Genomic DNA, 14028 nt, shown 5'->3' on the forward strand with positions numbered 1-14028 from the left:
GCTCCTGACGGGAGCGGGCCTGCTGCGCCGCCGCACGGCGTAACGCGGACCCCGGGGGTGCGGAGCACCGGGGGGGGGGGGGGGACTGCCTCTCCCCCCCCCCCCCCGCGGGCGGATCAACGGAATTCGGCGGTGCCCTCGTCGTACTGCTCGCCGAGGTTCGCGTTCGTGGTCTCGGCATCCTGCACGCCGGTGACCAGACCCTGCAGCTCCTGCACGATCACGTCGTAGAAGCCGGGTGCGGGCCAGTCCGGGTAGAACGACAGGCCGTCGGCGTCGAGCACGCCGTTGAACGTCTCGATGAGCGCGGCGCTCTTCTCGTCGGTGATGTCGGCGGTGTCGGCGGCGACGGGGAGGCCGCCGTTGTTGCCGATGATCGCCTGGATCTCCGGGCGCATCGTGATGTCGATGAACTCGTACGCGAGCTCCTTGTTGGCGGCGTTCTCGGGAACGACCCAGAGGTTGCCCGAGGAGCCGAGCGAGAGATCGGCGCCCGGGAAGGCGTTCATCGTCCACTCGAAGCCGGTGGCCTCGGCGACGAAGCGGCCGAACCACCACGAGCCCGACACGAAGATCGGCGAGGTGCCGTTGATGAACGAGACACCGGCGTCCTCGGCCTTGACGGAGGAGACATCGGAGGCGATGTAGCCCTTGTCGACGTACTCCTTCAGGGTCTCGGTCGCGGAGGTGATCTCCGGACCCTGCCAGTCGACCTCTCCGTCGTAGAGCTGGTAGGCGTCGACGAAGCTGCGGTCGCCCTCGAGCAGGGCGAGCTGGTACCAGAGCTGGCCGAGCGGGTACTCGGCGCCGGCCTCGGCCAGCGGGGTGATGCCCTGTGCGACGAAGGCGTCGAGCACGTCGACGAACTCCTCGTAGGTGGTGGGGATCTCGAGTCCCGCTGCGGCGAAGGCATCCTGGTTGTAGTAGACGCCGACGAACTCGCCGTAGTTCGGGACGCCGAACCAGGTGTCGCCGCCCATCACGCCGTCTTCGGAGTACTTGGCCGTGGTCTGCAGCGACGGGGCGAGCTTCTCGTCCCAGCCGTACTCCTCGACGGCGTCGGAGATGTCGGTGATGAGGCCGGTCGAGGCCAGGAAGCCCGCCGTCGCGTTGCCCTTGTTGAACTCCATCAGGTCGGGGGCGGCGTCGGTGTCGAGCACCTGGCTCGCGGTCTTCTGGATCTGCTCGAACGACTTCTCCTCGAACTCGACCGTCGCGCCGGTCTCCTCTTCGAAGATCTTGATCGCTTCGTCCCAGGCCTTGCCCATGGCGCTGTCGGCGCCCTCGTAGTGCCAGAGCTTGAGGGTCTGGCCGTCTCCGCCGTCGTCGGACGATCCGGCGGTGCAGCCGCTCAGCGCGATACCGGTCGCGGTGAGAGCGGCCAGGGCGGTGAGCGTCTTCGTCCTGCGTGTCGTGCGTGCCATCGTCGGCACTCCTTTCTCGGTGGCCCCGGAGGGCCGAACACTGCATCGGTGGGGTGTTCAGTTGTGGCGATCGCGTGATCGTCGAAGCGTTTCGATCTCGGCGATACGGGAGGGAGGCGTGAGGGGGAGGTCAGTCCCGGGGCGGTCGGACGGAACCCGCGCCGTGGTACTCGGGCGCGATGAGGTGGATCTCGGGTGGCACGTTCGTCTCGTCGAGGTGGCGCACGGCGATGTCGACCGCGAGCTCGCACGACTGCTGCGGGACGAGCGGGATCGTGTCGATCGGCGATGCGAGTACGGAGGTGTCGAAGGATGCCGCGGCCGAGATGACCGAGGCGTCGACGCCGAGCGCGAGGCCGCGTTCGTCCAGCACCTCGAGGAGCACGTCATGCACGTCGCCGACGGCGTGCACGACGAACGCGCGGATGCCGTCATCGAGAGCAGCCTCGGCCGATCGGCGCACGAGAGCGGGGTCGGTGGCGGCAGCCCCGGTCGCGGTCCAGGTCAGGGCGACGCCGCGGTCGGCGGCGCGCTCCTCGACCCCGCGGAGGAGTCGGCGGGGGAAGTTCGACTTGCGGTACGACACCTCTGTCTGGCCGAGGAGGTGCACCGCGGCGTGTCCGGCGTCGGCGAGCCGATCGATCGCGAGGTGGCCGGCGGCCTCGAAGTCGAGGTCGACGCAGGTGAGGTCGCGCTGATCGTCGGGGAGCCCGATGAAGATCGTCGGCGTGCGCACCGAGCGGGCGATGTCGACGCGCTCGTCGTCGGGCGCCACATCGAGCACGAGGATCGCATCGACGAGGTTCGACGCGGCGACGCGGTTCATCCCATCGGAGGTCTGCTCGTCGGTGAGGAGGAGGATGTCGTAGCCGCGGCGGCGCGCGGCGACGGCGGTGGCCAGCACGAACGCCATGTGCGTGGGGGCGTGCGTGTCGGCGCGCAGCGGCTCGGTGAGCGCGAAGATGTGGGTGCGGCGACCCGCGAGCATCCGGGCGCCGGCATCGGGCTGGTACCCGAGCGTCTGCGCCGCGTCCTCGATGCGGCGGCGGGTCTTCTCCGACACGGGGCGCTTGCCGCTGAGCGCGTACGACACGGTGCTGATCGAGACACCGGCGGCAGCGGCCACCTCGTGGATCGTCGTCATCGTGACTCCATCGTCGCTCTGGGTGAGATTGTCGAAGCGCTTCGCTCAGGCTTCTTCAGCGATGATAGACACGGTTTGTGGTCGAGCGCAACATATTTCTGTCACGCCGAGGGAGACGCGCGCGGGCACGGTCGCCCGACGCCCCGGCCGAAGGCGACGGGGTCTCGATGGGGGAGGGGATTCGAGACCCCGCCGCCGGCTTCAGGATGTGATGCGGATCGAGGCGATGACCTCGCCGTACTCCGTCTCGCCGACGGGCGTGAAGCCCACGCGCAGGAAGAACGCCTCGGGGCCGTCGTCTCCGGCCTCGTAGATCACATCGACATGGTCGAGGCCGCGGGAGCGGGCTTCCTCGAGCAGCTTCTCGACGGCGAACCGGCCGACGCCGCGACCCTGGTCGTCGGCGTCGACGTTGATGCGCCACAGCACCGAGCGGAAGTGATCCTCCGGGGCCTCGGGGTCGAAGTTGGCGCTCACGAAGCCCACGACGGCATCGCCGTCGAGGACGACCCGCTGCCACGACGTGGCCGGGTTGATGACGGTCGCCGCGATCCCGTACGAGACCGGAGCGAGGAACTGCTCCTGCCCGGGCTTGAGCGACATGTTGTTCACGGCGACGATCGTCGCAGCGGAGAGTTCGACCATGCGCAGTTCGGACATGACCCCAGGCTAACCCCTCACGCGCACGCGCACACTCGATCGGGTCGAGATTTCTCCCACAGCGTTGCGGGTATCTTGGTATCGAGACAAATCGCCCTTGTGAACGGAGATCATCCGGTGACTGACGACGCCATCATCTACACCTACACCGACGAGGCACCGGCGCTCGCCACCGCCTCGCTCCTGCCGATCATCACGGCCTACACCGGTCAGGCGGGCATCGAGGTCGAGACCAGGGACATCTCGCTCGCCGGCCGCATCCTCGCGGCCTTCCCGCAGAAGCTCACGCCCGAGCAGCAGGTGGGCGACGCGCTCGCCGAGCTCGGCGGCCTCGCCACGCTGCCCGAGGCGAACATCATCAAGCTGCCGAACATCTCGGCATCCATCCCGCAGCTGAAGGCGGCGATCGCCGAGCTGCAGAAGGCCGGATACGACATCCCGGACTTCCCCGACGACCCGACCTCGCTCGACGAGAAGGACGTGCGCGCGCGCTACGACCGCATCAAGGGCTCCGCCGTGAACCCGGTGCTGCGCGAGGGCAACAGCGACCGCCGCGCGCCCCTGGCGGTGAAGAACTACGCGAAGAAGCACCCGCACCGCAACAAGCCCTTCGCCGAGGGGTCGAAGACCCGCGTCGCGACGATGGGCCACGACGACTTCAAGTCCAACGAGAAGTCGTGGGTCGCGGCATCCGACGATGTGCTGAGCATCCGCCACACGGCCGCCGACGGCACCGTCACCGTTCTCAAGGAGGGCCTCAAGGTCCTGCCGCGCGAGATCATCGACGCGACCTTCCTCTCGGCCGCGGCTCTCGACGCGTTCCTCGCCGAGACCCTCGCCCAGGCCAAGGCCGATGACGTGCTCTACTCGGTGCACCTCAAGGCCACGATGATGAAGGTCAGCGACCCGATCATCTTCGGCCACGTCGTGAAGGCCTTCTTCGCCGACGTGTTCGCGACCTACGGCACGCAGCTCGCCGAGGCGGGTCTGCGTCCGAACGACGGTCTCGGCTCGATCCTGGCCGGTCTCGCCGATGTCGCGGACGGAACCGCGATCGCCGCGGCCTTCGACAAGGCCATCGCCGAGGGCCCGCGTCTGTCGTACGTGAACTCCGACAAGGGGATCACCAACCTGCACGTGCCGAGCGACGTGATCGTCGACGCCTCGATGCCCGCCCTCGTGCGCAACGGCGGCAAGCTGTGGGGCCAGGACGGCGGCGAGGACGACACCCTCGCGGTCATCCCCGACTCGTCGTACGCCGGCGTGTACCAGGCCGTCATCGACGACGTGATCGCGAACGGCCCGCTCGACCCCGCCACGATCGGCACCGTGCCGAACGTCGGTCTCATGGCGCAGGCGGCCGAGGAGTACGGCAGCCACGACAAGACCTTCGAGATCCCCGCGGCCGGTGTCGTGCAGATCCTCGACGGCGAGGGCAACGCGCTCATCGAGCACGAGGTCGAGGCCGGAGACATCTGGCGCGCCACGCAGACCAAGCACATCGCGGTCATGGACTGGGTCAAGCTCGCGGTCACCCGCGCTCGCGCGACCGGCGACCCGGCGGTCTTCTGGCTCGACGCGAACCGTTCGCACGATGCCCAGATCATCGCCAAGGTGCACCAGGGCCTCGCGCTGCTCGACACGCACGGCCTGACGCTGACGATCCTCGCCCCCGAGGAGGCCACGCGCTACACGCTCGCGCGCATGCGTCACGGACTCGACACCATCTCGGTGACGGGCAACGTGCTGCGCGACTACCTCACCGACCTGTTCCCGATCCTCGAAGTGGGCACGAGCGCCAAGATGCTCTCGATCGTTCCGCTGCTCGCCGGTGGTGGGCTGTTCGAGACGGGTGCCGGTGGCTCCGCGCCCAAGCACGTGCAGCAGCTCGTCGAGCAGAACTACCTGCGCTGGGACTCGCTCGGCGAGTTCTTCGCGCTGGCGGCCTCGCTCGAGCACTTCGCCGACCGCACGGGCAACGAGAAGGCCCGCGTGCTCGCCGAGACCCTCGACGCCGCGACCGGAACCTTCCTCGAGGAGGACCGTTCCCCGGGTCGCGCGCTCGGCACGATCGACAACCGCGGCAGCCACTTCTACCTCGGCCTGTACTGGGCGCAGGAGCTGGCGAAGCAGACGAAGGATGCCGACCTCGCGGCGGCCTTCGCGCCCATCGCCGCGGCACTGACCGAGAACGAGCAGACCATCGTCGCCGAGCTCAACGCGGTGCAGGGCTCGCCCGTCGAGATCGCGGGGTACTACCGCCCCGACGACGCGCTCGTGGCGGCCGTCATGCGTCCGTCGGCCACCCTGAACGGGATCATCGACGCGCTGAACTGATCGCAGACACGACGAAGGGGCGGATGCTTCGGCATCCGCCCCTTCGTCGTATCCGCTCGTGTCGGGCGTGATCTTGGATCAGACGTGGACCGCGTCGGTCAGTTGTGGACCGAGACCTCGAGGCCCTTCGGCGACCAGTCGTAGACGAACTTCGCGAGGTCGATCGGCAGGTTGACGCAGCCGTGGCTCATCCGGTTGCCGTAGTTGTTGTGCCAGTAGGTGCCGTGGAACCCGATGTTGGTCGTGAACCAGGTGATCCACGGGACATCCTCGGTGCAGTACGGGGCGCCCTCGTAGCAGCCCATGTCCTGCATGCGGGTGTGCGCGAACACCTCGAAGTTGCCCGTCGGCGTGGGCGTGCCGGGCAGGCCCGTCGACACCAGCCAGCTCTTGACGACCTGGTCGTTCTCGTAGAGCGTCGCGGTCTGCGAGCTGAGGTTGATGTCGATGTGGCGGTAGAGGTTCACCGACTCGAACGGCACCTCGGAGACGGCGAGCGGGAACATCCCGTCGCCCGCCTCGATCTTGGCGGCGACGTCGTCGGCGATGCCGGTCGTATCGCCGATCGTGCGTCCGGTGACGCCCTCGGTCTCGGCGCGGAGCACCTTTCCGGTCGAGTTCACGATGTTGCTCGCGTTCACGGGTGCGCGGTCGACGATCCCGGGCAGCAGGTCGACGGTCTTCTGGATCTCCGCGGCGTCGGCCGAGACGGCCAGCTGGCCGCCCTCATCGGTGACGGTGAGCCACGAGGCGACGACGTCGGGCGTCAGAGGGACCGTGCGCTCCTCGCCCACGTAGAACCCGGCGGTGCCGAGCAGGGTGTTCAGCGAGGCGGCGGTGGTCGCGGCGTCGTCGTCGGAGACCGCAGCTGCGGCCTCGGTCGGGTCGCCCGAGAATTCGACGTTCGAGCCGCCGGCGGCGACCGTGTCGATGATCGCGGCCGTGAGGGCATCGACGTCGATCGCGGTGCCGGCCTCGGCGGGGGTCGTGACGTACGTCTGGCTGGCGGCGTCGAAGGTGACGCCCGCATCGGTGGGGTCGACGAAGCTGGAGGGCACCGCGGCGCGCAGGGCGCTGGTGGCCGTGGCGGTATCGAGCGTGATGTCTCCCGCGATCGGCTCGCCCATCCAGGCGCCGAGGTTCCACATCGGACGCTCGGCGAAGGCCTGGTTGCTGAGCGCTTCACCGTCGAGGGCGATGCCCAGATCGCTGCCGCTGATGACCGTGCCGTCGCCGGCTCCGGTGAGAGTGATCTGCGTGTCGGCGAGGTGCGACTCGATCGCGTCGTTCGCGGCGCCGGGCGTCATCCACCCGACGTTGATGCCGGCGACCGTGGTGCCGGGGGCGATCAGGATCATCGAGGCCGCACCGGCGCCGATGGCCACGACGCCGAGGCCGAGGCCGATCCAGAGGCCCAGGCGGCGCTTCTTGGGTGCAGGCTCGTTGGGCGCCCACGCGAGGGGCTGCTCGCCCGTGGGCGGCTCGGACTCCGCCGCGGTCGGCGCTCCGTCGAGCGCTTCTGTCGCAGCCTCGTGAGTCGAGATCACATCCGTCACGAACTTCACCCCCCGGTTATCTAACGTGCCGTCTTTGACAAGAGTACCGGAGAGCATATAACGGGGAGGCAACGGTCGCCCGTGGCCTCCCCGTGAGAATCACTCGACGATCGCGATGCCGTCGATCTCGACGAGCATCTCTTCGCGCGGCAGGCCCGTGAAGACCGTGGTGCGCGAGGGCAGCACGCCGCTCGTGGTGTGCGCCTCTACGAACGCCCCGTAGGCGTCGTTCATGATCGGGAAGTCCTCGCGCTTGGTGAGGTACACGCGCAGCATGACGACGTCGTCGAACGTCGCGCCGGAGGCCTCGACGATCGCCTTGACGTTCTCGAGCGTGCGGGTCGTCTGCGCCGCGACGTCACCGGGGTAGAGGTATTCGTTGGTCACGGCGTCGACCGGGCCCTGGCCGGAGACCTGGACGAAGGGGCCCTTGCGCACGCCCTGCGAGAAGGTGTGGGCGGGAGCGGGGGCGGCGTCGGTGGAGATACGGGTCTTCGCAGTCATGAGGCCAGCCTAGTAGCCTTGTTAGATGCCTCAACAAATTGCGGATGCCGTGGACGGAGCCCCCGGAGAGGCCCTGGTGCTCAGCGCCGAGAAGGCCGCCCAGGGCCGGGTGCGCGTGTACCGCGGGGCGACCGTGGTCGACGGCACGGGTGCGGATCGCTTCGTCGCCGACGTCGCGGTCGAGGGCGCGCGCGTGGTCGCGGTGGTGCGGGAGGGCGCGGAGTCGCCGACCCTCGTGCTGCCCGAGGGGGCGATCGAGGTCGACGCCCGCGGACTCGTGCTCGCACCGGGGTTCATCGACATGCACGCCCACAGCGACCTCGCGGTGCTCGCCGGCGCCGCGCACGACGCGAAGATCCTGCAGGGGGTCACCACCGAGGTCATCGGCCAGGACGGACTCGGCTACGCGCCGCTCGACGACGCGACCGCACCCGTGATCGCCGCGCAGATCGCCGGCTGGAACGGGCCGACCACCGCGCCGTGGCGAACCGTCGCCGATCTGCTCGACGCGATCGATCGGGCATCCGTCGCGAATGCCGCGATGCTGGTGCCGCAGGGCAACCTGCGGATGATCGTGGTGGGCCACGAGAACCGTCTGGCGACGACGGACGAGATCGCTCGGATGTGCGCGCTGCTCGCCGACTGCCTCGACGCGGGCGCCTTCGGCATGTCGAGCGGTCTCACCTACACGCCGGGGATGTACGCCGACACCGACGAGCTCGAGGCGCTGTGCCGGGTCGTGGCCGAACGCGGCGGGTACTGGGCGCCGCACACGCGCAGCTACGGCGGATCCGCGCTCGACGCCTATCGTGAGGCGCTCGACATCGGCCGGCGCACCGGGTGCCCGATCCACCTCACGCACGCGACCATGAACTTCGCCCCGAACCGCGGGCGCGCAGGCGACCTCCTCGAACTCATCGATCAGGCGATCGCCGACGGCGTGGATGCGACGCTCGACACCTATCCCTACCTGCCGGGGGCGACGACGCTCGCTGCGCTCCTCCCGAGTCGGCTCTCCGAGACCGGCTCGCTGCTGCGGACGCTCGCAGACCTCGACGACGCCGGACGCGAGCGCGTGCGGGTCGAGCTCGAGGAGATCGGCTGCGACGGGTTCCACGGAGAGCGCGCGGACTGGACGCAGATCCAGATCTCCGGCACCGCCAACCCGGAGCTGGCCGACCTCGTGGGACGCACCATCGCCGAGATCGCCGCGACCGAGGGGCGTCGCGCGGTCGACGTGGTGCTCGACACGATCATCGCGGATGCCGGAGCCACGGGCATCCTCATGCACATCGGCGACGAGGCCAACGTGCAGGCGATCATGCGCCATCCGCGGCACACGGCGGGGAGCGACGGCATCCTGATCGGTGCGCGACCTCACCCGCGGGGACGCGGCACCTTCGCCCGCTATCTGGGTCACTACGTGCGCGAGCTCGGCATCCTCACGCTCGAGGAGGGCGTGCGGCATCTGTCGGGTACTCCCGCGCAGCGCCTCGGCCTCGACCGCGGCGATGCGCCTCGAGGCGTGATCCGCGAGCGGGCGACCGCCGACCTCGTCCTCTTCGACGCACGGACGATCGCCGCGGGTGCCACGTTCGAGTCTCCTCTCGAGCCGCCCGTGGGCGTGGTCGAGGTACTGGTCGGGGGAGTTCCGGTCGTGGCGGACGGCGCGGTCACGGGCGCCACCCCCGGTCGGGCGCTGCGCATGCCGCCGGCGCCGCACCGCGCGACCGTGCCCCGGATCGCCGCGCGCATCGACGAGAACGCGCCGGGGTTCCGGTGGTCCACGCGCACGCCGGTCGTCGGAGCGGACGAGCTGGTCGCCGCGATCCGCCGGCTCGGCGGCGGCGAACGGGCGGAGGACCGGGGTGAGGCGGTTCCCGCCATCCGACTCCGCGTCGATGCCGCGCTGGCCGAGGCTCCCGATTCCGAGGGGCGCATCGGCGCCGAGGCCTTCCGCCTGTCGGTCGATGCCGGGGGGATCGAGATCGTCGGCGCGACACCGGCCGGCGTCTTCCGCGGCGCGACCGTGCTGCGTCAGCTGCGCGATCCCGATGCGGAGGCGGAGGCGGACGCCCTGATCCCGGCCGGCGTCTGGCAGGGCTCGCCGGCGTACGGCTGGCGCGGGGCGATGCTCGACGTCGCCCGGCACTTCCGTCCGGCCGACGACGTGCGACGCCTCATCGATCTCCTCGCCGATCACCACCTCACCGTGCTCCACCTGCACCTCACCGATGACCAGGGCTGGCGCTTCGAGGTGCCGGGGTATCCCCGTCTGACCGGGATCGGCGCACGGCGCGAGGCCACGCAGCGCGGCCACGGCCCGCTCGCGACCGTGGAGCCGGGCGTGCACGAGGGGTTCTACACGCAGGCCGAGCTGCGCGAACTCGTCGCCTATGCGGCGGAGCGCTTCGTCACGCTGGTGCCGGAGGTCGAGCTGCCCGGTCACATCCAGGCGGCTCTCGCGGCCTACCCCGAGCTCGGCAACGTCGACGTGGGTGAGCCGATCACCGGCCCCTGGGAGCGCTTCGGAGTGAACCCGCGCACGCTCGCGCCCACCGAAGCGGCGCTCGCGTTCGGGCGGGCGGCCATCGATGCGCTCTGCGACGTGTTCGACGCGGAGTGGATCGGCATCGGCGGCGACGAGGTGCCGGTCACCGAATGGGCGGAGAGCCCGGCCGCGCAGGCGCGCATGGCCGAGCTCGGTCTCGCCGACCCGCATGACGTGCAGCCCTGGTTCACCGCGCACTTCGCCGCTCACGTGCGCAGCCGCGGTCGCACCGCGCTCGCCTGGGACGAGGTGCTCGAGGGCGATGTTCCCGAGGGAGTGCGCATCCTCGCCTGGCGCGGCCCCGTGGCGATGCGCGAAGCGGTGCGCCGCGGCATCCCGGTCATCGCCTGTCCCGACCTCGAGGTGTACCTCGACTACGCGCAGGCGGATTCGACCGAGGAGCCCATCCGCGTCGGGCCGCCGCTGACCATCGAGCGCAGCTACACGCTGCGGATCGAGGAGGGAGCGGTCGGCGGGCAGGCGAACGTCTGGACCGAGCACCTGCCCACGCGCGACCGTGTGGATTTCGCGATGTTCCCGCGCCTCGCGGCGATCGCCGAGCGGCTCTGGGAGGGTGGGGATCCCGCACCGTTCGACGACTTCGCGCGCCGGCTCCCCACGCACCTGCGGCGCCTCGCGGCCGCCGGGGTGCGGTACCGTTCCCCTGACGGTCCCTCGCCCGTGCAGCGGCGACCCGGCGTGCCGGGCAAACCGATGACGATCGAGGCCCGAGAGCAGATCGTCGAGGGCCTCGTCGCACGCCTCGTGACCGGGGCGGAAACGTCTCCTGACGAGGCCGTCACACAGAAGTAACGTTTCGGTAACCTCGCGGACTCGCTCGGCGAGCGGGGTTGCGTAAATTATGTTCGTAAGGTCTACTAACAAACATGTCCGTGTCGGATGAACAGCGCCCCGCATCGTCGTCGGAGTACGTCGATGCGAATACGCACGCCTTCGGACCCGGCCGCCACCTGCGCTCGCGGTCGAAGGTCCTCCCCGAGCACGCGCGCGGCCACAATCGTGCCCTCGTGCTGCAGACGCTGTACCACGCCGGCGCGATGAGCCGAGCGGACCTCTCCCGCGAGACGGGCCTCACGCGAGTCACCATCTCCGACCTCGTGGCCGAGTTCATCGCCGACGGGATCGTCATCGAGATGGGCGTGCGCGAGACCGCCGGTCCCGGCAAGCCGCCGATCCTCATCGACATCGACCGCGTCGGCCACCAGATCCTCGGACTCGACCTCTCGGGCCCGCACGCGTTCATCGGAGCCGTGCTCAGCCTCGACGGCGACGTGCTCGAGCGCCGCGAGGTGCCGCGGCCCGAGTCCGCCGACGGCGACGCGGCCTACGCCGCCACGCTCGAGCTCGCACGCTCGCTGGTCGCCGCCTCGACGCGCCCGCTGCTCGGCGTCGGCATCGGCACCCCCGGTGTCGTGCGCCCCGACGGCATCGTGCTGAGCTCGCCGAACCTGGGCTGGACGAGCTTCCCCCTCGAGGCCAAGCTCGGCGCCGACCTCGACCTCCCCGTGCTCGCCCGCAACGACGCCAACGCCGCCGTGCTGGCCGAGTACACCTTCGGCGAGGCGAAGGCCGACTTCATGCTCATCAAGATCGGCCGCGGTGTCGGCGCCGGTCTCATCACCGGCAGCCAGCCGCTGCTCGGCAGCCGCTTCGCCGCCGGTGAGATCGGTCACGTCACGGTCGGCACCGACGGGGGTCCGCGCTGCGCCTGCGGCAAGGACGGATGCCTGGAGGCATGGCTGAGCGAGACGCGCCTGAGCGAGGCCGTCGCCGCCGACCCGTCCGCCCGCGACGAGATCCTCCGCGACGCCGGCACCCGTATGGCGATCGCCATCGCCCCGATCGTCGCCGCCCTCGACCTCTCGGAGGTCGTGCTCTCGGGTCCCGCCGACCTGCTCGACGGCATCCTCATCGACGCGGCCGTCGAGACCCTGCACGCCCGCACGCTGGAAGGCGTGTTCGAGGACGCTCTCATCCGCCTCACCGTGCAGGACGACATCGTCCTCCGCGGAGCCGCAGTGATGGTGCTCTCGGGCCAGCTGGGAGTCTCGTGACCCGCACGACCCCGAGCCCCGGCATCCCGGAGCTCGCGACTCGTCGAGGCGCCGGCGAGTCCGCGGGCGGCGCCGTGCGCGTCGGACTCGACGTCGGCGGCACCAAGATCGATGCCGTCGCGGTCTCGCCGTCGGGCGAGATCATCGGACGCCTGCGGCGCCCCACCGGTTGGGGCGATGACGCCGTGGTCGAGAGCACCGTGCTCGCCGTGCGCGCGCTGGCCGCGGAGAACGCGATCGCGATGGCCGACATCGGCTCGGTCGGCATCGGCATCCCCGGGCTCGTCGACGTCGAGAGCGGGCGGGTCCTGCACGCGGTCAACCTCGGCGTCGAGTCGCTCGACCTCGCTGCCCGCGCCCAGGCCGAGCTCGGCACCCCCTTCCGCGTCGAGAACGACGTCAAAGCCGCAGCGCTCGGCGCCGCCGTGCTGCGCGGGGCGACCGGATCCATGGCCTACCTCAACCTCGGCACGGGTGTCGCCGCCGGCATCGTGATCGACGGCCGCATCCACCGCGGCTCCCGGGGCACCGCCGGGGAAGTGGGGCACATCTCCGTCGACCCCCGCGGACGCGTGTGCGGGTGCGGGCAGCGCGGCTGCATCGAGACCCTCTGCGGCGGCGGCGCACTCGCCAAGGCCTGGGGCAGGCCCGGCGCGCTCCCGGTCAAGGACATCATCGAGGCGGCCGACGCCGGTGATGCCGACGCGATCCGCCTCCGCGCCGATCTGCACCACGGGGGAGCGGCCGCCGTACGCGTGCTCGTGCTCTCCGCGGATGTCGACACCGTCATCATCGGCGGCGGACTCACCGCTCTCGGCCCGCGCCTGGAGGACGGCATCCGCTCGGCCCTGCAGGCGGATGCCGAGACCTCGCCGTTCATGCGATCGCTCCACCTCGATGAGCGCATCGAGATGCTTCCCGCGGGGTCACCCGCTGCCGCCTTCGGTGCCGCGCTCGTCGGCGCCGCCGTCCCCGAGAAGGAGATCGTCTTCCATGGCTGAGGTCGTCATCGTCGAGAGCAAGGAAGCCGCCGGCTCCCTGGTCGCCACCGAGATCGTCGAGCTGCTCGACGCACGCGCGGACGCCGTGCTGGGTCTCGCGACCGGGTCGACCCCGCTCCCCGTGTACGAGGCGCTGCGCGTGCAGCTCGCCGGTCGCGACCTCTCGCAGGTGCGCGGCTTCGCGCTCGACGAGTACGTGGGCATCGACCCGCACCACCCCGAGAGCTACCGCTCGGTCATCACGCGCGAGGTCGTCGAGCCGCTCGGCCTCGACCCCCGCCGCATCCACGTTCCCAACGGAGCGATGGAGACGATCCAGCACGCCGGCGACGACTACGAGGCCGCGATCGCCGCCGCGGGAGGCGTCGACCTGCAGATCCTCGGGATCGGAACCGACGGTCACATCGGCTTCAACGAGCCCGGCTCGTCGTTCGCCTCGCAGACCCGGGTGAAGACGCTCACGGCACAGACCCGCGAGGACAACGCGCGCTTCTTCGACTCGATCGACGACGTGCCGATGCACTGCATCACGCAGGGACTCGGCACGATCCTGAAGGCACGCCACCTCGTGCTGCTCGCGTTCGGCGAGGGCAAGGCCGAGGCCGTGGCCGCCGCGGTCGAGGGCCCGCTCACGGCATCGCTGCCGGGCTCGGCGATCCAGCTGCACCCGCACGCGACCGTCGTCGTCGACGAGGCGGCCGCATCGCGTCTCGCGCAGGCGGACTACTACCGCTACACGTTCGCGAACAAGCCGGCCTGGCAGGGCATCTGAGCGC

10 protein-coding genes are annotated in these 14028 nt (G+C 70.4%); 5 read left to right on the plus strand and 5 right to left on the minus strand.

Translation table 11 applies throughout. The annotated features are described in order from the left end of the window. Positions 1-116: 116 nt before the first annotated feature. The 3 genes from ACTJKK_RS00005 to ACTJKK_RS00015 form a co-directional block, all read right to left on the minus strand. Positions 117-1424 carry an ABC transporter substrate-binding protein gene (locus tag ACTJKK_RS00005; RefSeq protein WP_247623123.1) on the minus strand — a complete coding sequence of 436 codons (1308 nt, stop codon included), beginning with the start codon at positions 1422-1424 and terminating at the stop codon, positions 117-119. 130 nt (positions 1425-1554) lie between these two features. Beyond that, the gene (locus ACTJKK_RS00010; RefSeq protein WP_440746567.1) at positions 1555-2568 is read right to left on the minus strand and encodes a LacI family DNA-binding transcriptional regulator; all 1014 of its coding nucleotides are present in this window, start codon (positions 2566-2568) and stop codon (positions 1555-1557) included. Positions 2569-2769: 201 nt separating this feature from the next. Then, on the minus strand, positions 2770-3228 hold the full coding sequence (locus ACTJKK_RS00015) for a GNAT family N-acetyltransferase (RefSeq protein ID WP_247632708.1): 459 nt from the start codon (positions 3226-3228) through the stop codon (positions 2770-2772). Positions 3229-3345: 117 nt separating this feature from the next. Here ACTJKK_RS00015 and ACTJKK_RS00020 point away from each other — a divergent pair, with 117 nt between their 5' ends. Further along, the gene (locus ACTJKK_RS00020; protein ID WP_440746568.1) at positions 3346-5565 is read left to right on the plus strand and encodes an NADP-dependent isocitrate dehydrogenase; all 2220 of its coding nucleotides are present in this window, start codon (positions 3346-3348) and stop codon (positions 5563-5565) included. Between the two features lie 98 nt (positions 5566-5663). Here the strand turns inward: ACTJKK_RS00020 and ACTJKK_RS00025 are convergent, their stop codons facing one another. Together ACTJKK_RS00025 and ACTJKK_RS00030 are read right to left on the minus strand one after the other, a co-directional pair. After that, on the minus strand, positions 5664-7130 hold the full coding sequence (locus ACTJKK_RS00025) for a L,D-transpeptidase family protein (protein WP_440746569.1): 1467 nt from the start codon (positions 7128-7130) through the stop codon (positions 5664-5666). Between the two features lie 90 nt (positions 7131-7220). Then, entirely contained in the window at positions 7221-7625 is a 405-nt protein-coding gene (locus tag ACTJKK_RS00030; protein ID WP_247623118.1) for a RidA family protein, read from the minus strand. Positions 7626-7650: 25 nt separating this feature from the next. On the opposite strand from ACTJKK_RS00030, the gene ACTJKK_RS00035 reads away from it, so the two are divergent. The 4 genes from ACTJKK_RS00035 to ACTJKK_RS00050 all read left to right on the plus strand — a co-directional run bounded on the left by ACTJKK_RS00035 (position 7651) and on the right by ACTJKK_RS00050 (position 14024). Further along, positions 7651-10989 carry a family 20 glycosylhydrolase gene (locus tag ACTJKK_RS00035; protein WP_440746570.1) on the plus strand — a complete coding sequence of 1113 codons (3339 nt, stop codon included), beginning with the start codon at positions 7651-7653 and terminating at the stop codon, positions 10987-10989. A 74-nt stretch (positions 10990-11063) separates the two neighbouring features. Continuing rightward, positions 11064-12251 (plus strand): ROK family transcriptional regulator, encoded by a 1188-nt coding sequence (locus ACTJKK_RS00040; RefSeq protein ID WP_247623116.1) that lies wholly within the window; start codon positions 11064-11066, stop codon positions 12249-12251. 74 nt (positions 12252-12325) lie between these two features. Beyond that, complete coding sequence (locus ACTJKK_RS00045; protein WP_440747189.1) at positions 12326-13252, plus strand: ROK family protein; 927 nt, start codon at positions 12326-12328, stop codon at positions 13250-13252. After that, positions 13245-14024 carry a glucosamine-6-phosphate deaminase gene (locus ACTJKK_RS00050; protein WP_404597478.1) on the plus strand — a complete coding sequence of 260 codons (780 nt, stop codon included), beginning with the start codon at positions 13245-13247 and terminating at the stop codon, positions 14022-14024. Before ACTJKK_RS00045 ends, ACTJKK_RS00050 begins: the two co-directional genes overlap by 8 nt. Positions 14025-14028 lie beyond the last annotated feature (4 nt).

This window comes from Microbacterium sp. 22179 (genome assembly GCF_052045715.1).
GTDB lineage: Bacteria > Actinomycetota > Actinomycetes > Actinomycetales > Microbacteriaceae > Microbacterium > Microbacterium galbinum.